The 22,597-nt window shown below is 69.7% G+C and carries 15 protein-coding genes; 8 read left to right on the top strand and 7 right to left on the bottom strand.

The annotated features are described in order from the left end of the window. Nucleotides 1–54 precede the first annotated feature (54 nt). From WMF26_RS42830 to WMF26_RS42810, 5 genes are all read left to right on the top strand, one after another. A complete protein-coding gene (locus WMF26_RS42830) occupies nucleotides 55–1,590 on the top strand; it encodes a hypothetical protein (RefSeq protein WP_437997428.1) in 1,536 nt (511 codons plus the stop codon). Nucleotides 1,591–1,736: 146 nt separating this feature from the next. After that, complete coding sequence (locus tag WMF26_RS42825) at nucleotides 1,737–2,468, top strand: PspA/IM30 family protein (protein WP_061623882.1); 732 nt, start codon at nucleotides 1,737–1,739, stop codon at nucleotides 2,466–2,468. A gap of 319 nt (nucleotides 2,469–2,787) precedes the next feature. Next, a complete protein-coding gene (locus WMF26_RS42820; RefSeq protein WP_437997427.1) occupies nucleotides 2,788–3,594 on the top strand; it encodes a hypothetical protein in 807 nt (268 codons plus the stop codon). 355 nt (nucleotides 3,595–3,949) lie between these two features. Beyond that, nucleotides 3,950–5,578, top strand: coding sequence for a DUF262 domain-containing protein (locus WMF26_RS42815; protein ID WP_437997426.1), 1,629 nt, complete (start codon nucleotides 3,950–3,952; stop codon nucleotides 5,576–5,578). 3 nt (nucleotides 5,579–5,581) lie between these two features. After that, nucleotides 5,582–6,787 (top strand): type II toxin-antitoxin system HipA family toxin, encoded by a 1,206-nt coding sequence (locus WMF26_RS42810; protein ID WP_437997425.1) that lies wholly within the window; start codon nucleotides 5,582–5,584, stop codon nucleotides 6,785–6,787. Between the two features lie 181 nt (nucleotides 6,788–6,968). Here WMF26_RS42810 and WMF26_RS42805 read toward each other — a convergent pair whose 3' ends face one another. The 3 genes from WMF26_RS42805 to WMF26_RS42795 form a co-directional block, all read right to left on the bottom strand. Beyond that, nucleotides 6,969–7,349 carry a PIN domain-containing protein gene (locus WMF26_RS42805; RefSeq protein WP_437997424.1) on the bottom strand — a complete coding sequence of 127 codons (381 nt, stop codon included), beginning with the start codon at nucleotides 7,347–7,349 and terminating at the stop codon, nucleotides 6,969–6,971. Next, nucleotides 7,336–7,596, bottom strand: coding sequence for an AbrB/MazE/SpoVT family DNA-binding domain-containing protein (locus tag WMF26_RS42800; RefSeq protein ID WP_437997423.1), 261 nt, complete (start codon nucleotides 7,594–7,596; stop codon nucleotides 7,336–7,338). Before WMF26_RS42800 ends, WMF26_RS42805 begins: the two co-directional genes overlap by 14 nt. A 223-nt stretch (nucleotides 7,597–7,819) precedes the next feature. Further along, nucleotides 7,820–8,467, bottom strand: a complete 648-nt coding sequence (locus tag WMF26_RS42795) for a hypothetical protein (RefSeq protein WP_437997422.1) — start codon at nucleotides 8,465–8,467, stop codon at nucleotides 7,820–7,822. Between the two features lie 1,049 nt (nucleotides 8,468–9,516). Here WMF26_RS42795 and WMF26_RS42790 point away from each other — a divergent pair. Both WMF26_RS42790 and WMF26_RS42785 read left to right on the top strand, forming a co-directional pair. Further along, a complete protein-coding gene (locus WMF26_RS42790) occupies nucleotides 9,517–9,957 on the top strand; it encodes an SNF2-related protein (RefSeq protein ID WP_437997421.1) in 441 nt (146 codons plus the stop codon). Then, complete coding sequence (locus WMF26_RS42785; RefSeq protein ID WP_437997420.1) at nucleotides 9,942–11,027, top strand: helicase-related protein; 1,086 nt, start codon at nucleotides 9,942–9,944, stop codon at nucleotides 11,025–11,027. The genes WMF26_RS42790 and WMF26_RS42785 overlap by 16 nt, the downstream gene beginning before the upstream one ends. Nucleotides 11,028–11,411: 384 nt before the next feature. Here WMF26_RS42785 and WMF26_RS42780 read toward each other — a convergent pair whose 3' ends face one another. Together WMF26_RS42780 and WMF26_RS42775 are read right to left on the bottom strand one after the other, a co-directional pair. Further along, nucleotides 11,412–11,789: a hypothetical protein gene (locus WMF26_RS42780; RefSeq protein WP_437997419.1), complete on the bottom strand. Its 378-nt coding sequence runs from the start codon at nucleotides 11,787–11,789 to the stop codon at nucleotides 11,412–11,414. 166 nt (nucleotides 11,790–11,955) lie between these two features. Beyond that, complete coding sequence (locus tag WMF26_RS42775) at nucleotides 11,956–12,945, bottom strand: hypothetical protein (protein ID WP_437997418.1); 990 nt, start codon at nucleotides 12,943–12,945, stop codon at nucleotides 11,956–11,958. A gap of 678 nt (nucleotides 12,946–13,623) precedes the next feature. Here WMF26_RS42775 and WMF26_RS42770 point away from each other — a divergent pair. Beyond that, nucleotides 13,624–13,875: an FHA domain-containing protein gene (locus WMF26_RS42770; RefSeq protein WP_437997417.1), complete on the top strand. Its 252-nt coding sequence runs from the start codon at nucleotides 13,624–13,626 to the stop codon at nucleotides 13,873–13,875. Nucleotides 13,876–13,921: 46 nt separating this feature from the next. Here WMF26_RS42770 and WMF26_RS42765 read toward each other — a convergent pair whose 3' ends face one another. Continuing rightward, nucleotides 13,922–15,943: an ATP-binding protein gene (locus WMF26_RS42765; protein ID WP_437997416.1), complete on the bottom strand. Its 2,022-nt coding sequence runs from the start codon at nucleotides 15,941–15,943 to the stop codon at nucleotides 13,922–13,924. Further along, nucleotides 15,940–22,212: an AAA family ATPase gene (locus WMF26_RS42760; protein WP_437997415.1), complete on the bottom strand. Its 6,273-nt coding sequence runs from the start codon at nucleotides 22,210–22,212 to the stop codon at nucleotides 15,940–15,942. The genes WMF26_RS42765 and WMF26_RS42760 overlap by 4 nt, the downstream gene beginning before the upstream one ends. Nucleotides 22,213–22,597 lie beyond the last annotated feature (385 nt).

Below are 22,597 nucleotides of genomic sequence, written 5' to 3'. Positions count from 1 at the left end.
TGGCGCGTCTGCCTGCCCAAGCTGCTCCACCGCGCGCTGGCGACTGGAGGTCTCATGCGTCATCTCGGCGTCTCCTCTGCGCTCCTCGCTGTTCTGGGGGCCGCGGCCTCGGGTGCGTTCGTCGCGGTCGGCTGCCATGCCTCGGGCCCGCGCCCCGATCCCGGCGCGGGCGGCGCGGCCGCCGGCGCGGGCGGCGGCGGCGGCGACGGCGGCGCGGCCGGGAGCGGCGGCGGCGGCGCCCCTTCGGAGCCCGGCTTCGGCGGGGCGGTCTCCCCCGGCGAGGACGCCGGGGTCGTCGACGGGGCCGTGAACCCGTGCGGCACGGAGTGCGGGCCGGAGGAGCTCTGCGACGTCGGCCACCTCGGCCTCGACGACGACTGCGACGGTCAGGTCGACGAGACGTGCTCCTGCGTCGCGGGGCAGGCGCACGCGTGCTTCATGGGCGATCCGTCGTACCGCGCGGTGGAGGGGTGCTTCTCGGGCACCGAGCTGTGCAACGAGGTCGGCGTGTGGGGGCCGTGCCTCGGCGGCCGTCACGCCACCGAGAGCTGCTTCAGCGAGAGCCCGGCGGGCTGCCACGCGCTGCAGGCGCCGCCGTTCGCCGACGTGAACCTGAAGGAGGGGACAGGCACGTTCAGCGCGGACGCCGAGCCCGGATCGGAGACGTGGACCGTGGTTTGCCCGGCGGGCATCGAGCCGTGTCCGGCCGTGTCCGGGGTCGACCCGGCGGATGATTACAAACCGCTCCAGTCGGGGGAGTACAAGGTCGTTTACACGAAGCGGCTCGCGGACGGCACGACCGGCTCGTGCGAGTATGCCCTTTACGTCGGCGCGCCCGGCCTGCGGGTCGAGCTCGAGTGGGAGCACGACCTCGGCGGCGACGGGGTGGATCTCGATCTGCACCTGCACCAGCCGAACGACACGCAGCCGTGGCGGGTCGGCGGATCGTCGAGCGACTGCGGGTACAACAACTGCACGGTGGAGGCGCTGGACTCGAGCCCGGAGATCCGCTGGTTCAGCGACACCGCGTCGCCGCCGGAGCCGGTGAGCTGGTTCCTCGACCCGGTGGAGGCGAAGAACACCTGTTATTACGCGCCGCGCGGGGCCGGGGAGGCGTGGCGCGCCCTCGGCCAGGGGTGCCACAACCCGCGGCTCGACATCGACAACATCACGTGCGATCCCGACGTGACGGACCCGAACAGCGACGATTTCTGCGCGCCCGAGAACATCAACGTCGATTTTCCGCCGTTCGGGCAGTGGATGCGGATCGGCGTCCATTATTATTCGAGCCACGGCCGGCGTTATGCGGTCCACCCGCGGGTGAAGATCTTCTGCAACGGCGCCCTCGGGGCGGATCTCGGGCCGACGGGGTTCCACGATCCGGAGGCGCCGGTCACGTTCTCGTCGGGCGACGGGAGCACCCGGTACTGGCTGGTCGCGGACGTCGCGTTCATCGACGGCGGCGAGTGCGGGGAGGACACGTGCGTGGTGAGGCCGCTGTACGAGGACGAGACGGTGAAGACCCCGCTGCTGACGACGCGCTCGTTCGTGGAGACGAGCGTCGGTCCGGGCTATCCGCCGCCGCCCTGAGGGCCGGTCCCTGGCGCGTCGCGGCGGGCGCGCCGCGAGGGGTCGGCGGGCGCGCCGCGAGGGGCGGGAGGCGCGCGCCGAGGGGGCGCCGCCGGCGCGGCGCGCGGGCGCTTTACAGGGGCGGCGGGGCGGTGCACGCTACCGGCATGGGCATCTTCGACCGGATGGGAAAGGTCATCTCGAGCAACGTCAACGCGCTCCTCGACAAGGCGGAAGATCCGAAAAAGTCGCTGGATCTCATCGTCGAGGAGATGAAGGACCAGGTCCGCGCGGCGCGGAAGGAGCTGGTCGACGCGGTAGCGGCGGAGAAGGTGCTGCGCAAGAAGGTCGACGAGCTCGACGCCGAGGCGGACAAGTGGGAGAAGCGCGCCGAGCTCGCGCTGAAGGCGAACGACGAGAAGCTCGCGCGCGAGGCGCTCGTGCAGAAGAAGCGGGTCGTGGGCGAGCGCGACCGGGCCGAGGCGATGCGCGCGGAGCAGCGCTCGGCGGTCCTCTCGATGAAGACCGAGCTCGAGCGCATGGAGGCGAAGCAGGAGGAGTTCCAGGCGCGGAAGGGCACGCTCGCGGCGCAGATCCAGCAGCACCGCGCCGGCGGCGGGGCCGAGGGGCTCGGGTCGCGGGGCGGCCAGAGCGCGTTCTCGGAGTTCCGGCGCATGGAGGAGCAGGTCGAGGGGCAGGTGGCGCAGGTCGCGGCGTCGCGCGAGGTCGAGGAGGCGATCTCCGGTGGCGGGCTGTCGGCGGCCGAGCTGGAGGCGAAGTTCGCCCAGCTCGAGCACGGCCGCGGCAGCGCGGGCGGCGCCGACGCGGACAGGCCCGGCGGGTCGGCGGTCGACGATGAGCTCGCCGCGCTGAAGAAGAGGATCCGGATCGGCTCCTGAGGGACCGACGGGGGAGAGCGGCGCGGGGGAAGGGGCAGGCGGCGTTCGTGCTCGCGGGCTGCACGCCGCGGGGCGGGCGCTGCTCGAGCGCCATTCTGCGAACCGCGATTGCCAGTCGTTGGACGGGGGGGAGGGCCGCGTCTCGGACCGGCGCGGGCTGCGTGCGCACGTCAGGGGAGGGCGGCGGTTGCGTGCGCGCGCCGGGCCCGTCTGGGTCGATTCCTTTGGCGTGCATGTGGCTCATGGTACGCTTTGTCGCACCACAGAGAGAGCTGAGGTGCGAATGAAATGGACATCGATTGTCTTTCTTGGATGCCTGTTGATCGCTTGCGGGGACGATGATCCCAACCCCGGCACCGGCGGCGCGGGCGGCAATGCGGAGGGCGGCGGCGGCGCGGGCTCCGGGGGCAATGCGGAGGGCGGCGGCGGCGCGGGGTCGGGCGGCAATGCGGAGGGCGGCGGCGGCGCGGGGTCGGGCGGCAATGCGGAGGGCGGCGGCGGCGCGGGCTCCGGGGGCAATGCGGAGGGCGACGGCGGCGCGGGCTCCGGGGGCAATGCGGAGGGCGGCGGCGGCGCGGGCTCCGGGGGCAATGCGGAGGGCGGCGGCGGCGCGGGGTCGGGCGGCAATGCGGAGGGCGGCGGCGGCGCGGGGTCGGGTGGCAATGCTGAAGGCGGCGGCGGCGCCGGGGCGGGCGGCAATGCGGAGGGCGGCGGCGGCGCGGGGGCGGGTGGCAATGCGGAGGGCGGCGGGGGCTCGGACGGCGGACTCGCTACGACAGAGCTCGCCATCGCTGCCAACGAGGACGGCACGGCCGGTTGCGCGACGTTCGTGGATGGGGTCTGGGACGTCGACGAAACCGAGTTCTTCGGGGGCGAGCCCACGAACTACGATTGCGCCCTGGTGCCCGTGATGGTCGATGGGGATGCCTACTGGATCTCGTCGCGCGACTTCGCGGGGACCATCGACGCCTACGATCTGAACTACAGCTTCCTGAGCGCCGCCGCGCGGATCGAAGAGACGAGCTCCTCGTTCATCCTCCTCGACACGGCGTTCGAGAAGATCTTCTCAGGGAGCCTGAACGTGACGTCGCTCACGGACGATAGCGTCACCCTGTCGATCGAGTAGCCGGATGGCGCGAGATCTGGGCAGCAAGCGATGAACCTGCCCCCTCGAGGGGCGCGGCGAGCCGGGCAACCGGGCGCATCGCGCCACCGCGTGGGCGCAGGTGGACGGCGATGCTGCCCTCCGGCCGGCGGCGCGCCTGGTAGGCGCTCCCCGGAGGTAGCATGCCGTCCTGCACGGCCGCGCCCCGCCGCGAGCCTCGTAAGCCCGAAAGACATGCCGAGAATACCGATCGGCGTGACCTGTGCGACCTGTGCAAACGCGCGGGATCTGCCGGGGAAGGGTGGGCGAGAACAGGGCTGTGCGCGTCCGCTTGCTGACTGACACGCGAGGCGGAGCGGAATATACTCGGTGCAGCATGGCCACGCCGCGCTCCGCCGAACTACCGCCGCAGCTCGATCGTCGTCCCGAGGCGAAAGCTTTTCAGATCGACGAGCTTCTCCCCAGGGTACAGGAGGGGAAGATTCGTGTCCCCCCTTTCCAGCGTGCCCTCAGGTGGGAAGACTCGGATCGGCTAGATTTTTTTGACAGTATTTACCGCGGCTATCCTATCGGAACGCTGCTCTTCTGGCAGCGCCAGGCGCCCGCGGCGCGACTCTCGCTGGGCAAGCTGAACATCGACGCGCCTGCGCGCTCCGATGCTCTGTGGGTCGTCGATGGGCAGCAGCGTATCACGACGCTCGCCGAGACGTTGCTCGGGCGCCTGGCATCCGACGAGCGCGCCATGTATTTCGATCTGAAAGAAACGAAGTTCGTCTATACGAAGGCACGTCAAGAAACCGTTGAGAGTGAGCTCCCCCGGCTGCCGATGGCCGTCGTGCTGGACTCCAACCAGCTTCTCGAATGGCTGTTCGCCCATCCCAAGCTCGGCCCGGCCCAGCGTGCTCTCGCGCTCGATGTGGGGAAGCGTATTCGAGAATATCAAATGCCCTGTTACATCGTCGAGACGAGCGACGAGCAAGTGCTCAGGACCATCTTTCATCGCACCAACCGCTCGGGCCGCCCGCTCGAAGAGCATGAGGTGTTCAACGCGCTGTTCGGTTCATTGAGCCAGAACCAACCTTCGGATCTGCGCCACGTTGCACAAAGAACCTCCGAAATGGGGTTCGGCCCGCTGACGGAGGGCGATGTGCTCAGCGCTCTGCTCGCTGTGAAAGGGCTGCCGCTCGATCGTGACTTCACAGACGCGCTGCATCGCGACGAGGTGCCTGCCGCGCTCCGGGCCACCGAAGCCGCCCTGCGGGAGACGATCGTCTTCCTCCGGCGGGATGCCGGCTTCGCGCACGTCGAGCTGCTGCCCTACACGTTGCCCATCGTGGTCCTGTCGAAGTTCTTTCACGAGTTTCCGACGCCTCGGGATCGCAGCCGCCTGCTGCTGCGTCGCTGGTTGTGGCGCGGAGCGCTCGGCGCCCGCCTGACCGGAGCGACCGTGGGGATGAGGCAGCACCTCGCCTGTATCCGGAAGGACGATGAGGAGGGGTCGGTCCAGCGGCTGCTGGCGCTGGCAGGTACCGCACCGGCAGAGGACATCCATCACCTCGACAGCTTTGACTTCGCCAGGGCGCGGAGCAAGCTGCAGTGCTGCGCGCTCGCGTCGCTCGGCCCGCGGGACCTGATGAGCGGAGAGTTGCTCGACGTGACGGCGCTCTTCTCCGCTCCAGGGGAAGAGAAGGTGCCCACCGTGCTGCGAGGCAGGCTCGCCGAGAGCGAACGCGCCTCCGGCCTGGCGAACCGCATCCTGCACCCACGGCTATCGACGCGAGAATTGATCAGGGCCATCACCACGACGAGCGATGAACGGACGCTCGCTTCGCATGCGATCTCGGGCGAGTCTCGTGCGGCTTTGCGCGCTGGCGACGCGGCACGGTTCCTCGCGCGCCGCGAGGTGGTCCTGTGCCAGACGGTCCATCGCTACTTCCAGCGCCAGGGTGAGTGGAACGCTGACGACAGCCCATCCCTCTCCTCCATGATCGTGAGCGAGGACTGAGCCATGATGTTGCGCGTTCTGCTCCGTGACACCTCGGTAGGCATGATCGAACGACACCAGGATGGGCGGGTCGTCTTTCGCTTCGACGAGCCTTACCTGGCGCTCCCCGACCGCCCCGTGCTCGGCCGCTGGTTCGAGGATCATCTGGCCCCGCCACTGGAGTACACCGGACAGAGCGGCCGACTGCCTCCGTTCTTCCAGAACTACCTACCAGAGGAGGACAGCGCGCTTCGCACGCTGCTGGCGCGCAAGGCCGGCGTGCGGGAAAACCAGGAGCTGCCCCTCCTGGCGGTGCTCGGCGGTGACCTTCCCGGCGCCATCGTCGTTCGCGCCGAAGATTCGGCGGCAGGCGGCGAAGAGCTCGACGAGCCGGCGCCCTCGTCCCCGGCCGAAGACAACGCTCTGCGGTTTTCTCTGGCCGGCATGCAGCTCAAGTTTTCGGTGCTTCAACAGGAGACGCGCTTCACGCTCCCGGTCGCCGGCCAAGGCGGGCGCTGGATCGTCAAGCTGCCGGACAGGCGCTATCCCAGGGTTCCAGAGAACGAGTACTCGATGCTGGCATGGGCACGGGAAGCCGGTATCTCCGTGCCGGATTTCAATCTCGTGCAGGTCTCGGACATCCAAGGGTTGCCCGACGAGCTGCGCTTCGACGAGACCCTGGCACTCGCAATCCGGCGCTTCGACCGGGACGAACAAGGAGCCCGTATCCATCAGGAAGACTTCGCTCAGGTCCTCAACGTGCGGCCTCGGGACAAGTACAAGGGGCACAACTACGCGACGATCGCCAACATCGTGCGAACCGTGTCGGGCGAGGCCGATTACGAGGAGCTGGTGCGTCGCCTCGTCTTCGTCGTGCTGAGCGGAAACGCGGATGCGCACCTCAAGAACTGGTCGCTCGTGTACCCCGACGGCCGCCGCGCGCGGCTCTCGCCTGCCTACGATCTGGTCTCCACCATCGCCTATGGTCCGGGTCTTGACCAGCGCCTCGCATTGCGGCTCTCCGGCGAGAAGGAGTTCTCCCGGATCACCCGAGCTCACTTCGAGAGGATGGCCGAGAGGATCATGGCGTCGCCCGAGCTCACGAGCGACATCGTGTCCGAGACAGCAATGCGTGTGCGCGGCGCCTGGTCCCGGCTGCGCGGATCGCTGCCCATCGCCCTCGGCGCGCGAGAGGCGCTGGAGCAGCACCTGAACACGAACCAGCTTTGACGGCGTACGGGCGGAGCAGGCCGGAGCTCGCGGCGTGCTGACGTGGAGGAGCGCCGTCGCCCGCGAGACCGGCCCTGGTTCCGCGTGTCAGAAATCCCGCGGATCGTCCACAGCCCCACTCCATGGCTTCCGCCTATTTCGCCGCCGAGGGCGTCCCCGGTGTGGCCCGACGGGGCGGTGGTCATAGCTTTTGAGCACCTTGCAGTTTCCCGAGTCCGCGATCGAAGGTTCCAAGTGGAACGTGGCCCGCTGCACGTGCGACCTCGAGGATCAGACAATCGGAGAAGCCCAGGCCGGGGTGCTCGCGGAGCTGCGCGACAGCTGCCCTTACCACGTCGGCGTCCTGGACCACCATGCATTTGTGATCCAACAGCATCTCTACTCCGTTCCCGATCTGCTCCGGCCCGACGCCGTACACGGAGTCCAGGACCCAAACGGCTTCCATGAGCACGAGATGGGAGATCCATGCACCTGTTTGCACGAAGGCCTCGGCAGCAGCGAGTTGCTTTGGGTCGTCGCGTGCCAGCAAGCGAACGAGGACATTCGTGTCAACGGCGCGCATGGCGGGCCCTCATGCGCTGCCTGATGCCTTCCTTGAGATCCTCAAGGCTTCGCGGCTCGGGTTCCCGCGAGAAGAGTGCCGCGTGAAGGTCCTCAAAGCTGTGCCGACCAACGCGCCGCACGGTGATTCGATCGCCTTCGGCATCCCATTCCAAGATGGATCCCGGCACGAGTTCGAGGCGCTTGCGCACCTCGGCGGGAACCGAGATCTGCCCCTGAGCCGTGACCCTGGACTGCGCGAGTTTCATGGCTGCACATTACCATAGTAATGATTTCCGAGCAAGGACGGTCGCTCGGTCCACCGATGAGCTCGGCCGGAGGCTACGACCCACATCTGCCCTACAGAACATCGCGGACGTATGCCTCCTCCCGCCGAGATCTGCGTCCGTCTCGGAGCGATGGGTCACGCCTTCACCCGAGAGCGGCCCCGTGCTGTCGCCCTCTCGACAGGGACAGGGCAGCCCAGGCGCCTCAGCGAGGCGCCTTGACGGGCTCGCGGGACTCGACGTGGAGCTTGCGGGTTGCGGCGGAGCTGCTCTTGTGGGTGCGCGCGGTGGCGGAGATGCGGTAGGTCTTTCCGGCCTGCATCTCGGAAGAGAAGGAGACACCCGGGCCTGCGCAGAAGCCGCCGTCGAAGAAGGGCGTCCAGATGCCGAGCGACTCCTTGGTGGTCTTGTAGACCCAGCTCGGGCCGACCTTCTCGAAGAGATCCGCGGCGAGGTAGGTGCTCTCGCACTTGGCGATGCGGTCGGGGTCGGCGAGGGTGGGCAGGCCGTCGGCCCATTCGACGGTGGTGCGACCCGGGAAGACGGAGCCGCTCGGATTCTGGGCGTAGAGCGAGGAGTAGCTCTGCACGTCGAGGACGACGCCCTTGTAGCAGCTCGCGGTGCTGTAGCTCTGGGGCGAGGTGTAGTTGATGCCGCCGACGAAGGTCGCGGTGGCGGCGGCGCCGGCGCACTCGATGCCGCTGGCCTGCTCGGCCTCGGCGACGTCCTCTTCCACCACGTCATCGACGAGCGCGTCCTCGTCGGTGGCGTCGACCGCGCAACCCGCGAGCGCGATAGCGACGACGCCGAAGCAGACGAAACCGAGGCCGTTGACGATGCGATAGGTGTTCATGACGATCTCCTGACTCCTGCGGCGGACCGCACGGGGCCGGTCGGACCGAAGGTGCTCGGTCCGCGGCCATCGCGCGGCGCGCCGCGAATGCGTTGCTGTTGGTTCGGCGGCGTCTCTCGCGCGCCGGACGCCAATCTATAGAGCAACGGATATGCCAGTGCGTGGGGATGAGGGATCGGCCGGAGCGGGGCCTGTCCGGCGAGGCGGGAGAGGCGCATTTTTGCGCGGTGAGGAACAGATAAGTCTTCGAAATTACGCGTATTTTGATCCTCGTCGCCGACCTGTGCCGGGCGGGGCGCTGCGGCACGTCCCCCGGAGGCTGCGCCCTCTACCTGGAGGCGGCAGCCATCACGGCCCCGGAGGGCGCCTGCCTCGCCCCGGGTTCGACCTGCTCCGGGCTCCCTCTCCACCATGAGGAGCGCAGCTCGAGCGGCCGCCGCCTGCGCGGCTCGCTCGCCGGCGCTCTGACGAGCCCCGGCGAGCCGGTCGGCCCCTCGCTGCGTTCCGGTTCGCACGCCCCCCGCGCCAAGCGAGCCCGTGTTCGAATGATGTGAGAAATTGCTGATTGAAAACGCAATGCGTCTTCCGCTCCTCTCCACCGTTGCGACGGCCGGGGGGCTGCGGCAAAGCTGCGCCGTGCGCCCTGCCTCGCTCGAACCGATCCGCTGGAACACCCCGCAATGTCATGATTATGAGGACCCCGATGCCGTTCGCCGGTATGAGCGCGAGGTGCGTGTCCATCGCGCGCATACCGAACCGTTCGGCGTCGCGCCGCTCAGCGATCGCGTCGACGGCGACTACGCGGTGGCGAGCGGGACCGGGGGCCGGTACGTGGTCGATCTCGTGGACAGCAGCGAGCGATACGACACCTGCTCTTGTCCTGATTTCCTGAGCAATCGGCTCGGCACCTGCAAGCACCTCGAGGCGGTGCGCCGCGCGGTCGCGGAGCGTCCTGTGTGGCGCCGCGCGTTCGCCCGGCTCGACGCGCCGACGCGGCCGACCCTCACGGTCGACGCGCAGGACGGCCTGCGCCTCGTCGCGGTGGGGGCGTGGCGCTCCGGGCGATCCCGTCGCGGTTCCTGTTCGTCCTCACGGGGACGCCCGTCGAGAACCGCCTCGACGACCTGTACGCGCTGCTCCAGCTCGTCGATCCTGCGCTCCTCGGGCCGCTCTGGCGGTTCAACGCCGACTTCCACCGCCAGGACGAGCGGGGCAGGATCGTCGGCTACAAGAACCTCGGCGAGCTGCGGCGGCGCGTCGCGCCGGTCGCGCTCCGGCGCGAGCGGACCGAGGTGCTGCTCGACCTGCCGCCGCTCCTCGAGCAGACGCGGTACACGCCGCTCACCCGGGAGCAGCGCGAGCTCGACGCGGACTACCGCGCGCAGGCGGCCCGCCTGGTCGCGATCGCGGAGCGCCGGGCGCTGCGCAAGGAAGAGCTGGACCGGCTCATGACCGGTTTCGCGAGGACCCGGCCGTGCGGGTGCTCCTGAGCACGGACGCCGGCGGCGTGGGGCTGAACCTGCAGGCGGCGAGCTATGTGGTGCACCTGGACCTGCCGTGGAACCCGGCGCGCCTCGACCAGCGCACGGCGCGCGCGCACCGCATGGGTCAGGCGCGCGGCGTGAGCGTGACCTACCTCTGCGCCGAGGAGGGCATCGAGCGGGGAATCGAGGGCATTCTGGCCGAGAAGCGCAAGGTGCTGAGCGCGTCGCTCCGCGCCGATGCCGCGGTGGAGGAGCTGGCGGCGCCGAGCTTCGCGGTGGTGCTGCGCGAGATGCGGCAGGTGCTGGCGGCGGCGGAGGGGGCCGGGGCGAGCGAGGGGAGCGCGGAGGTGCCTGAGAGCGCGGAGGTGCCGGGGAGCGCCGCCGCCCTGCCCGCGAAGGGCGAGGGCGACGGGGGAGAGGCCGCGCCGGGGGCGGTCGCGGCATGGCCGGGGGGAGAGGCCGCGCCGGGGGCGGTCGTGGCATGGCCTGGGGGAGAGGCCGCGCCGGGGGCGGTCGTGGCATGGCCGGGGGGAGAGGCCGCGCCGGCGAACGACGCCGCGGTGATGGGCGCCGGTGCGGAGACCGCCGCGATGGAGGTCGCCGTTGCGGGCGACGAAGCAGGCGGCGGACAGGCGCGCACGCCTCCGGTGCGCCCCCGCCCCGGGGCGGAGACCGCGCGCAAGGCGGCGGAGCGGCTGCGGCTCGCGCGGGTGGTGCTGGACGCCGGCTTCGCGGCGGACGCCGCCCGCGCGGCCTACGAGGCGCTCGCCGGGACGATCGCGGGCATGCTGCAGGGGCCGGCGCCCGAGTCGCACGCGGCGCTCATCGCGGGCGTGTATCGCGATCTCGTGCCGGGCGGCGGGCTGCCCGTCGAGGCGCACGCCGCGCTCGCGCGGCTCCACGACCTCGGCACCCTCGCGCGCGCGGGCGTGCCGCTCGACGCGGCCCTCGCAAGGTCCGCCGTGGACGAGGCGGCGACCTGGATCGGCCGGCTGGAGGGCGAGGGCGCCGCCCGACCCGGCGGCTCGGTCGCCCACCGGGCCGCGGAAGGGAGCCTCCTGCCGGCGGAGCGCTGACGTGCTGACGTGGAGGAGCGCCGTCGCCCGCGAGACCGATCCTGGTTGACCGGGAACGGGGGGCGCGTCGCGCGAGACCGGCTCACGTCTCCCGGCGACGCCCGAGTCTCCCGCCGAGACCGGGATCGGTCGCGCGGCGGCGCCTCCCCCTTCGTTCGCGACCAGCCCCGGTCGCGAGGGAGGGGTCTCCCCCTTCGTTCGCGACCATCCCCGGTCGCGCGGCGGCGCCGGCCCCTCCCGCCGAGATCTGCGTTCGTCTCAAGAGAGGCTCCGAGGATGATCCTGGACCGACGCAAGCTCAGCGATCACCGGAGATCGCTGCCCTTGAGGACGAGGCGCCGGCCGCTCGCTGGTCCCCTCGGATCGTCGCGACGGCAGGCCGGCTCACTCGACGTCGCGCAGCGGCCCGTGCTGGTCCGGGAAGTTGCGGGTGCTGAGCGCCTGGATGCCGGCCGTGTGGTCTTCGTTGAACGGCGTCACCGTGGCAGGGCAGCCCGCCGCCCGGGCGTCCTCCGGCGAGTTGAACCACAGCCCGAGGTGGAAGGTGTGAACCGGGGCGGTCGCCGGGTTCGTCGCGGCGTCCGGGAACGGCGGCTCGTGGCCGGTCGGACCGAAGATGCTCGGTCCGCGGCCTCCGCGCAGCGTGCCGCGAATGCGTTGCTGTTCGTCCGGCGGCGCCCCTCGCGCGCCGGACGCCGACCTGTAGAGCGGCCGCCCGCCTCGTCCCGGGCTCGACCTCCCATCGTGAGGAGCGCCGCACACCCGGCCGCCGCCTGCGCGGCTCGCTCGCCGGCGCTCTGACGGGTAGTGGTCAACTCTGCCCAGAGAGAGTCCACATGAAGGCGGGAAGGCGCGAAGATATGAAGGTTTTCTTCCCGCCTTCCCGCCTTCATGTTCAAATTTGACCACTACCTGCCGGCGCAGGCTGTCACTCCTCGCACCCGATCCGCTCGTCGTCCAGCGCGACGTCGTCGATCCACGCCGTGAACCCCGGCGGCGCGCTCTGATAGTTGTTCCACCCGATCCGGACCTCGCTGAAAGCGTCCGGGATCTGCGAGCCCTCGTAGTTGCCCGGCCCGTTCGCGATGCTGATCTGGTCGAGGCGCGCGCCGTCCAGGTAGAAGTCGTAGCTCTGCGTCGGCCCGTCGATATGCCACTCGACGCAATGCCAACGATCCTCATAGTACCAGTCGTACGTGCTCGCCTTGCCGAACTCTGCCCCGGAGGGCTGCACGTTGTAGATGTACTGGATGTGCGACCCGTTGCCGTCGTTGCCCCAGCCGTCCTTGTCCTCCTTCACGGTATCCACGACGCGGACCTCTTGGGGGCCCGTGGTGGGGCCGACGCCCTGAAGCGCGACGAGCGTCGAATGGACGAACGCGTCAGGAACCGGGAGCTGGACCCTGTAGCGGATCCGGCCCCAGTGCCCGCTCCCGAGCTGCGAGGCGTCGTGGTAGATGCGCCGCTCCCCGTTCGGAACGGGGCCCATCTTCAACGAGCGGTTGCCGCTGGCCGCTTGATCGTCGGCGACCGCGATCGCATCGCCGTGCTTGGTCCAGCCCTGAGGGATCCCGCCCGCGTCGGTGCCCTCGAAGTCCTCGCAGAGGATGTATTTGCCGGACGCGCAGCCCTGCTGGGCGGGGGCCTCGCCGCCCGCGCCGCCCTGCTCAACGCCGCTCGACGAGCTGCTCGCGGAGCCGCCGCCGGTGTTGCCTCCGCCGGTGCTGCCTCCGCCGGTGCTGCCGCCGCCGGTGTTGCCTCCGCCGGTGTTGCCTCCGCCGGTGCTGCTGCTGCTGGAGCTGGCTCCGCCCCCGCTTCCGCCGTCTCCATCGGAGCTCGAGCCCGAAGGTGATGAACTGCAGCCTCCATGGATGGTCACGAAGACAAGCGCAAGGCCCCAAGCGTGAACGCGATGCATGCCTGAACTCCAAGTATCTAAGATGGAACCAATCTGCTTCCGTTCTTGGTAACTTTTGTGATGAGGTGATGTCAAGTGTTTTTGACCCATGAGGAATCCTCGTCGGGAGGAGGGGCACGAACGAGAGGCACTGGAACTGTGCGCTTGTGTCCCCCTCCTCCATTCGTCGGTGGACGGCGCAGGGCGAGCCCGTTGACGATGCGATAGGTATTCATGACGATCTCCTGACTCCTGCGGCAGGGCGCACCGGGCCGGTCGGACCGAAGGAGCTCGGTCCGTGGCCTGCGCGCGCCGCCAATGCGTTGCTTTCCGTTCGGCGATCTCTCTTGCGCGCCGAACGCGAACCTATAGAGCAACGGATATGCCGGTGATCCGGCGCGGGGAGCCCGCCGGAAAGGGCCCTGTCCGGCGAGGCGTGCGAGGCGCGCTCCCGTGGGGGAGGGATGCACTAACTTGTCATGACTCCAGGTGTTTTGAGCCTTGCCGGCGGCGCGTCGCGCCCCCGGGGGGCCGGCGCCGGCGCACGCCAGCCCGTGGGACGCTGCGACGTGTCCCTGGAGGCCCCGCCCCCTACGTGGAGGCGGCAGCCCTCGTGGCCCCGGAGGCCGCCTGCCTCGCGCCGGGCTCGACTTGCTTCGGGCTGCGTGGATTCGTGCCGCTGGTACTATAGGGCACGCCATGGGACGGCTGAAGCACCACGCGCTCGGGGAGGTCCTGCTGTTGCGCTCGCGGTGCCTGATCGGGCGCTCCTCGACGTGCGATGTGCGGCTCAACGACGCCCGCATCTCGGGCGAGCATGCCTCGGTGCGCTGGACCGCACGGTGCCGATCGGCTATCGCGTTTGGTGCTGGTAGGCTGTTCCCGAAGGGAGAATTTGCGGCGGCAATCCGGCGCCATCCATGCGTTCCGTCGGGTTTTCGGCGGGCGTGAGCGACCGCGCTCCCCGAAGCCGGTATGCTGGGGTGACCGGCTCCGGTTATGTATAGCGGCTCTCTGCGCTCTCCGTCGAGAGCGGCAGCTCGACGCAGAAGGTCGAGCCCCGGTCGACCTCGCTCGATACGCAGATTCGCCCGCCATGCGCCTCGACGATGGTGCGCGTGATGTAGAGGCCGAGCCCGAGCCCCCCGTAATGCCGCGACGAGACGCCGCGGCGAAATCGCTCGAAGAGATGCGCTTGCACCTCAGCCGGGATCCCGATTCCATGGTCCGTCACCGACAGCCGCGCGACCCGATCTCCCCCGGTGATGGCGATCTCGATCGGCGAGCGTTCCCCGAACTTGATTGCATTGGTGAGGAGGTTGGTCACGACCTGCTCCAGGCGGTACGGGTCCCACCAGCCGATGACCGGCTGCTCCGCGCGCATGGCGAGCGTGCTGCCCGACTGCGTGAGCTGGTCGGCGAGGTGGGCGACGATCTCGGTGACCAGCTCGCGCAGATCGACGGGCCCCCTGTTCAGATCGAGCCTCCCCGCCTGGATCCGGGAGACGTCGAGGAGCATGTCGGTGAGGGTCGCGAGGCGCTTGATCTGGCGGCCGGAGAGGGCGACCGCGGATCGCACGCGCTCGACGTCCATGCCCCGCGAGAGCCTTTGTCCCAGGGATTGAATGGAGAGCTGCAGGCTGGTGAGCGGGGTACGGAGCTCGTGCGAGGCGACGAGGAGGAACTCGTCCCGCAGACGGGTGGCCTCCTCCGCCTCCGCGCGCGTGCGCCGCTCCTCCAGCAGGAGCCGATCGCGCTGCTGTTCGGCGTGCACGCGCGCGGTGATGTCGCGGAAGCTCCAGACCCGCCCGACCACGCGCCCACCGAGGCGCTGGGGCTGCGAATAACGCTCGAAGACCCGCCCGTCCAGGAGCGCGAACGTGTCGACGGCGCTCACCTCGGGGTCGGCGCAGAGATCATGGACGCTCTTCACGAAGGGCTCGGGCTCGCGGAGCTGGCCGCAGGCGAACGCGAGGCACACGTCGGCCGATCCGCTGGCGAGGACGTCGTCGGGGATGCGCCACATCTGCGCGAGCCTGTCGTTATGGCGCACGACGCGCCTCGCGCCGTCGACGACCAGGATGCCGTCCGCCGTCGATTCGAGCGTAGCCTCGAGGAGCGAGTAGGAATGGCGCAGCACGTCCTCGGCGTGCTTGCGGCTGGTGATCTCGGTCGAGATACCGCAGACGCCCTGAGGCTCGCCGCCGGGGCCGCGGAGCGGGAACTTGAGAGATAGGTACGTGCGTACGCCGTCGCTCTGGGGGACCTGCTCGTCGAGCTCGACGGCCCGATTCTGCGCCAGGACGAGCAAATCGTTGTCGTGATACTCATCGGCCTGCTCGCGTCGGAAGATGTCGTGGTCGGTCTTGCCGATGACCTGCTCGCGGCGCATGTGGAAGAGCTCTTCGAAGCCGCGGTTGACGAGCATGTAGCGGCCATCGATGTCCTTCGCGAAGATGACGGCGGTCGTGTTGTCGACGATGGCCTGGAGCAGCCGCTGGCTCTCGCGGAGGGCGGCGTTCGATCTGGCCAGCTCGGCCGTGCGATCCAGCACCCGTTGCTCCAGCTCTTGACGGGCGCGCCGCAACGCCGCGTTCTTCTCTTCGAGCTCCTTTTGCGTCTCGCGCAGGCTCAGGTGCGTCGTGACCCGCGCTATCACCTCTCCAATCTCGAATGGCTTGGTGATGTAATCGACGCCCCCCGCCGTGAACCCCACGAGCTTGTCAGCCGCATCCGTGAGGCAGGTCATGAAGATCACCGGGATGTCTCGGGTGCTCTCAGCCGCTTTCAGGCGCCGGCACGTCTCGAAACCGTCGATGACCGGCATCAGCACGTCCAGCAGGATCAGGTCGGGTCTCATCAGGCTGGCCCGTTCCAGGGCCTCTTCTCCGTCCTGAGCGATGAGGATCTGATGACCCGTGCGTTCCAGGTGATCCACCAGCACGCCGAGGTTGGCTGGCGTATCATCCACGATCAGGATCGTGCGGGGGCGAGCGCTGGGCGCTGTTGCGCTGCTCATGGTCGCTGGCCGCCCCCGACGCGCCGCCCCTTCGGCTCCAGCCTCGCGTCCGGCTCGCCTCCCTGCAGGTGCTCCTCGACCAGGGTGCGGATCGCCCTGGACTCATAGCCCTGCGCCAGGCGATGCAGGCGGTCGGCGAAGGGGCGGTAGCGCTCGTCGAGGGTGGTCAGGTAGGCCGCGTGTTGGTGGATGTCGCGCATGTTGCCCTTCAGCGCCAGGGCATGCAGGACCTCCATCTGCTCGCGGGGCGGCACCACGAGCTCCGCGGTCTCCCCGTCCACGGCTTGCTTCTCGGCTGGTCTGCCATAGATCCAGGTGAGCCCGAGCTGGGCTCCGACGATCCGCAGCAGCCTCTCCTGGTCGATCGGCTTGGTGAGGAAGGCGTCGGCGCCGGCGGCGACGCTCTCTGCCTGGTCCTCCGCGTTGGCGTTCGCGGAGACGACGATGAACGGCAGCCGCGCGAGCTCCCGAGCCTGGCGATTGCGACGAATGCAATGGATGGCCTCCAGGCCGCCCATCACCGGCATGACCAGATCCATCACCGCCAGATCCGGCGACGCCTCCATCTCCTGCTCGACGGCCTCCTGGCCGTTGGTCGACTCGAAGACCTCGAAGCCCAGGCCGCTCAACAGGTCCGAGAGCACCGCCCGATTGCCCACCACATCGTCGGCGACCAGCACCTTCCGGCGCGGCCCCTCGTAGCCGATGGCGACCCGCTCGGAAGGCCGGAGGGGCGCTGCGATCTCGGCCACCGGCAGCGTCGCCTCGAACCAGAACCGGCTGCCTTCATCGGGCCGGCTCTCCACGTGGATCTCGCTGCCCATGAGGTGCACCAGCTGGCGGCTTATCATCAGCCCAAGGCCGGTACCCGCGCGGCGCCGCACATCGCCGACCCGCCCGAAAGGCTGGAAGAGCTTGGCCAGCTGCTCCGGCGTCATCCCGACGCCGGTATCCTCCACCTCGAAGCGCAGGCGCGCCCCGGCCTCGTCCTGGGCGAGGACCTGCACCCCGAAGCGCATCCGCCCCCGATCGGTGTATTTCACCGCGTTGCCCAGGAGGTTGAACAGCACCTGGCGCAGGCGCTTCTCGTCGGCCAGCACCGCCTGAGGCAGGTGGGGCGCGACCTCGTAGACGAAGTAGAGGCTCTTCTGCTCCGCCCTGACGCGAATGATGTCGGCGACGACCGTCAGGAAGGCCGAGAGATGGATCGGCTCGGGGTAGAGCTCGATCTTGCCCGCCTCGATCTTGGCCAGGTCCAGGAGGTCGTTGATGAGGGTCAAGAGGTGCTGGCCGCTCTGCTGGATGGTATCCAGCCCCGTCGCCTGGCGGCCATCGAGCCCCGGGGAGCGCTTGAGGATCTGGGCGTAGCCGAGGATGGCGTTGAGCGGCGTGCGCAGCTCGTGGCTCATGTTCGTCAGGAACTCGGTCTTCGCTCGGCTCTCGGCTTCGGCCGTCTTGCGGGCCTGGCGCTCCGCCTCGGCCTGCTTGCGCTCGGTGATGTCGGTGGAGATGCCGCAGACAGCATAGGGCTGCCCCGCCGCGTTGCACAGGGGATACTTGAGAGCGAGGTAGGTGTGCAGCCCATCGTCCTGGGGGGCCACTTCCTCGGCCTGCAGCGCCGTTCCGGTGGCCAACACCTCTTGGTCGGCGGCGCGGAAGGCGTCGGCCCGCTCCCTGGGGAAGACATCGTAGTCGGTCCGGCCGACGATCGCTTGCTCACCGACGTGGAACACCTCGGCGTAGCGCCGGTTGATCATCAGGTAGCGCCCCTCGAGATCTTTGAGGAAGATGACCGCTGTCGAGTTGTCGACGATCGACTGCAGCAGCTCTTTGCTGTCACGCACGGCCTGCTCCGCTCGCCGGCGTTCGCTGTTCTCCTGGAGCAGGTCGGCGTAGAGCGTGGCGTTGGCGATCGAGATGGCGGCCTGGGCCGAGAGCAGCTCCAGCACAGAGAGCCGCTCCGGGGTGAAGGCGCCGGCGATGAGGTCGTTCTCCAGGTAGAGCAGCCCCACGAGCTCCGCTTGCCGCAGGATCGGCAGGCAGAGGGCGGACTTGGGGTACCGGTAGAGGTCGTCGCTGGCGACGATGGGATTCCGCGCGGTCCCCTCGTCCAGGATCACCTTCTCCCGGCTGCGCCGGACGTAGTTGAGGAGGGACGCCGGCAGGTTCGAGGGGGAGGCTTCGGGCTCGTGGGGAATACGCACCTCGATCTGGGGCCCCTCCGCCCTCGCCTCGGCAGCCAGGAACAAGGTCTCGGCGCGGGCGAGGAGCAGGCAGCCCCGCTGCGCGCCGGCGTTCTCGACCAGGGTGCGCATGAGCGCGTCGAGCAGGCGGTCGAGCACGATCTCGCCCGAGATGGCCTGGGAGGCCTTGAGCACCGAGCCGAGGTCGAGCGCGGCGCCGGCGGGCGCGGCGGCCTCCGGGCACCTCGCGCCGCGGAGGATCTCGCTGGGCACGAGGTCGGGGTACGCGCGCTCGAGGCGCCGCATCGCACAGGGAGCGCCCCACCGGCCGTAGGCCCTGTGCGCCTTGGTCAGGTAGGCGCCGGCGATGGTCTCTTTGCCGAGCGCGCGGAAGCAGAGGCCCGCGAGCTCGTTGGCGAGCGCCTCGTCGTGGAGGTAGCCGCCGCGCTGGGCGAGGGCGATCGCCTCGTCGTAGCGATCCCACGCGGCGTGCGCGTCGCCGCGGGCGCGCGCGAGCTCAGCGCCGAGCAGGGCGCTGCGGTGCGCCAGGTTCTCCGGGCAGAACTCCGCCCAGCGCGAGAGTTGCTCAGCGAAGATCTCCGCGCGGGCGAGGAAGAGCGCGCGCTCCTCCGGGGATACGGCGTCCGCCGCCCGCGTGAGCGCGACGCCGGCGTAGAAATGGAACGCCGGGTTGCCGTGCCAGGCCGCCACGGCCGGAATCTCGATGTTCAGCGTCAGCGCGACGCGCGCCGCGTCCTCAAACGCGCCCTGGAAGACGCCGAGGAGCACGACGAAGAAGTGGGCGAAGAAGAGCGAGGCCTGGTTGTCGATCCGGCGGGCCTCCGCCACGACCTCGTCGATATCGACCCACTCGCCCTTGAGCGCGGCCGGGCGCGCCGTCTCGACCGAGAGCTGGTGCGCGAGCTGTCCGACCGCGCCGGTCACCCAGGTGATGGCGTTGAACTTGTCGAGCCGGCATATCGACTGATAGCGCTTCGTCTCGGCGAGGAGGTCGGAGAGCGGGAGGCCGCGCAGGAGGCTGTTCGTGCTCAGGTTGACCGTGTTGTAGAACGCCCAGATATACTGGCCGGTCTCGAGCCCGGTGTGCATGCCTACGCGCAGCGTCTCTCTGCAGGCGGCGTAACCCTCCTTCCAGTGCTGGACGAAGGCGCCCCACATGTTGCAGAGCAGCGGCTCGTATTTCTTGTCCGCGTACCGCTCGGCGAGCTCCACGGCGATTCGTCCGAATCGATAGCCGAGCTCGATGTCCCCGCGCGCGCAGAGGAACATCCCGAAGTTCACGCAGCCGTAGATCGCGGTCTTCGACAGCCCGTGGCGGTACGTGTTCTCGAGGATCTTGGCGACGGTGATGCCGAAGTTGCGCGAGGCCAGGAAGTAGCAGGGGACGAAGAGCTCCAGGAGCACGTCCTGCATGGCGCCGATCTCCGGGTCCCGCAGCGGCGGCAGGCCTGGCAGCGCCTCGAGCGTCCGTTCCTGGACCAGAGCCATGGTCGCGCCGGTCTGGGCGTCGACCGCGGCCTGGTCAGGGAAGAGCGGCAGGTCGAGCCCGAACGGGCGCAGGGCGGCGAGCCCCTCCTCGAGCGCGGCGGGCAGGTCGTTCTTGAGCACCTGCACGTCCATCTTGAGCCGCAGCACCTCGGTGCGATCGAGCCGGCTTGCGGCCCGCTCCAGGCAATCGGAGAGGGTCGCGAGGGCGCCGTCGTGCTGGCCCGAGAGCGCGAGCATGAGGCCGGTCGTCATCGCGTACTTGAGTCGGAGCGGGTACTGCGACGTCCAGGCGTCCTCCGGAAGGCGCAGGAGGCCGAGCTCCAGGTAGCGCAGGGCGGCGCCGAAGGCGGACGAGTCCTCGGCGCGGCGGGCGGCCTCGAGGCTCATGCGGGCGATGGAAAGGCGCTCCGCGGGGTCCGACACGAGGTCGCCGGCGCTGTTCAGGTGGCCTACGACATCGAAGAGGCTCTGGCTCTCGGAGAGGTCCAGCTTGCCCGCGAGCAGCCGGCCGATCCGGAGGTGGAAGGCGGGCCGGTCCGCCTCCGGGATCATGGCGTAGGCGCCCTCCTGGACCTTGTCGTGGGCGAAGCGGTAGCCCTCGCGCTCGGCGCTCACGAGCCCCTCGCGCACGGCGGGATCGAGGCGGCCGTACGCCTCTTCCGGCGAGCACTCGCTCACCGTGGCGAGCATGTCGAGATCGAACCGGTTGCCGATCGCCGCCGCGAGCTTCAGGGCGGCCTGGGTCGTCGCTGGTAGCCGCACGATGGCGCGCGCCATGAGGTCGACGACATTGTCCGTGTACGCGAGCGCGTCGATCCGGGCGAGGTCCCAGCGCCAGCCTGACCCGGCTGCGAACGTGAGCACGCCGTGGTCGTGCAGCGACCGGACGAACTGCTTGACGAAGAACGGGTTGCCGCCCGTCTTCTTCTGCACCGCGTCGGCGAGCGGCCCGCAGTCGTCGCGCTGGAGGCTGTCCGAGAGCATCTGGAGCAGGTGCGGGCGCGCGAGCGGGGCGAGGACGATGTCGCGCACGACGAGCCCGGCGCGCCGGAGCTCCTCGATGGCCCGGACGAACGGGTGCCCGGGCGACACCTCGTTGTCGCGGTAGGCGCCGCAGAAGAAGAGCGCCTCGAGCGAGTCATCGGCGAGGAGAGAGCGGAGCAGCCCGAGGCTCGCGGGGTCGATCCACTGCAGATCGTCGAGGAACAGGACGAGCGGGTGCGCATCGCGCGCGAACACCGAGACGAACAGCAAAAAGCACCGGTTCAGGCGGTTCTGCGCCTCGAGCGGGCCGAGCGCCGGCACGGGCGGCTGCGCGCCGACCACATGGCAGAGCGAGGGGATGACGTCGCAGACGACCTGCGCGTTCGGCCCGAGCGCCTCGAGGATCGCGCTCCGCCAGCGCTCGATGCGCGCCTCGCTCTCGGTGAGGATCTGCCGCACCAGGCCGTCGAACGCCTGGATCACCGCGCTGTAGGGCGCGTCACGGTTGTACTGGTCGTGCTTGCCGCTCGTGAAATAGCCCTTCTGCCGCGCGAGGGGCTTTAAGATCTCCTGCACGAGCGAGGACTTGCCGATGCCCGAGTAGCCGGAGACGAGGACGCTCTCGCGGCTGCCCTCGAGCGCGCGCTCGAACGCGGAGGTCAGCGCCTCGATGTCCTGCTCGCGGCCGTAGAGCTTCTGGTGGATCCGGAACAGGTCCTGGCGATCGCGCTGGCCCGCGACGAAGGGCTCGATCGTCCCCGTGCCGCGCAGGGCCGCGCGGCAGCGGTCGAGGTCGGCGAGCAGGCCCTCGGCGCTCTGGTAGCGGTCCTCGGCGTTCTTCGCGAGCAGCTTGAGCGCGACGCCGGAGACGGCCTCGGGGATCGTCGGGTCGGCGCGGGACGGCGGCGCGGGAGCGAGGGCGAGGTGCGCGTGGATGAGCTCCATCGGGTCCAGGGCCTCGAAGGGGCGCTGGCCCGTGAGCGCCTGGTAAAGGATGACGCCGAGCGCGTAGAGGTCCGTCCGGTAGTCGACGCCGCGGTTCATGCGGCCTGTCTGCTCGGGGGAGACGTAGGGCAGCACGTCGGCGATCACCGCCGGCGCGTAGAGCCGCTCGTGCGCGCGGGTGATCTCGGCGTCGACGCCGAAGCTCGTGATCTTGACCGCGCCGCACGCGCCGACGAGCACGTTGTGCGGGCGCAGATCGCGGTGGACGATCCCCGCCGCGTGCACCGCGGCGAGGCCTTCGGCGAGCGCGGCGGCGAGATCGAGCGCCTCGCTGATCGGCATTGTGCGCGACGGGCGCGCGGCGAGGATCCGCGCGAGAGCGCGGCCCGGGAAGTCCTCGAGGACGACGAGCAAGGCGCCGGCGATCTCCTCGACGCCGCGCAGCGCGACGAGGCGAGGCGAGGCGAGCTGCGCGATGCGCTCGTACTGGTGCTTGAAGCGCACGACCTCGGCGCGAGCCGCTCTCTCCGCGCGCAGGACTTTCAGCAAGACAGGGACACCGTCTTGCTCGCGGCACGCGCGGATCAAGCTGAAATCAGCGTGTTCCTCGATCTTCTCGAGGAGCGCGTAGCCCCCTCTGACGATCATCGATGACCTAACCTCGCTCGCTTGCCCGTGAAAGGTCGCGCGCGCGACAAATCATATCTTCGAGGGGGGAGGTCTGGCACCGAGCAGCGCCGCAAGGAGGTTGGCAACGCCCACGCTCGCCGGTCCGCCAACACCATGGCGAACCAGGTTCGGGTGCAGTCGCCGAGCGGGGCGGCTCCTGCGGGAGATCGAGTCCGTCGAATCGACCAGGACGGAGGAGGGCAGCGCAATGCGTGTCCGAGCTGCGGTGTGCTGTACTGATGCGCAGCCTGCAGGACCAGGCCAACCAGGGGCGTCCCGAGGGCGAGCCGCCGGTCGACGTCGTGAGCCGGGTCGTTCCGGGGATCGATGGGCCGAGCAGCGAGCTCAGGACGCCGTGGGAGCC

This window comes from Sorangium sp. So ce185, assembly GCF_051526825.1.
Lineage (GTDB): Bacteria > Myxococcota_A > Polyangia > Polyangiales > Polyangiaceae > Sorangium > Sorangium cellulosum_D.
The sequence above is the reverse complement of the archived record's forward strand: the minus strand, read 5'-3'. Positions and strand labels throughout refer to the sequence as shown.

Coding starts and splice junctions, on each gene's coding strand:
- WMF26_RS42770 (WP_437997417.1), top strand. CDS start 13,624: ATGGGACGGCTGAAGCACCACGCGCTCGGGGAGGTCCTGCTGTTGCGC.
- WMF26_RS42830 (WP_437997428.1), top strand. CDS start 55: ATGCGTCATCTCGGCGTCTCCTCTGCGCTCCTCGCTGTTCTGGGGGCC.
- WMF26_RS42800 (WP_437997423.1), bottom strand. CDS start 7,596: ATGAAACTCGCGCAGTCCAGGGTCACGGCTCAGGGGCAGATCTCGGTT.
- WMF26_RS42765 (WP_437997416.1), bottom strand. CDS start 15,943: ATGAGCAGCGCAACAGCGCCCAGCGCTCGCCCCCGCACGATCCTGATC.
- WMF26_RS42775 (WP_437997418.1), bottom strand. CDS start 12,945: ATGCATCGCGTTCACGCTTGGGGCCTTGCGCTTGTCTTCGTGACCATC.
- WMF26_RS42810 (WP_437997425.1), top strand. CDS start 5,582: ATGATGTTGCGCGTTCTGCTCCGTGACACCTCGGTAGGCATGATCGAA.
- WMF26_RS42795 (WP_437997422.1), bottom strand. CDS start 8,467: ATGAACACCTATCGCATCGTCAACGGCCTCGGTTTCGTCTGCTTCGGC.
- WMF26_RS42760 (WP_437997415.1), bottom strand. CDS start 22,212: ATGATCGTCAGAGGGGGCTACGCGCTCCTCGAGAAGATCGAGGAACAC.
- WMF26_RS42815 (WP_437997426.1), top strand. CDS start 3,950: ATGGCCACGCCGCGCTCCGCCGAACTACCGCCGCAGCTCGATCGTCGT.
- WMF26_RS42825 (WP_061623882.1), top strand. CDS start 1,737: ATGGGCATCTTCGACCGGATGGGAAAGGTCATCTCGAGCAACGTCAAC.
- WMF26_RS42805 (WP_437997424.1), bottom strand. CDS start 7,349: ATGCGCGCCGTTGACACGAATGTCCTCGTTCGCTTGCTGGCACGCGAC.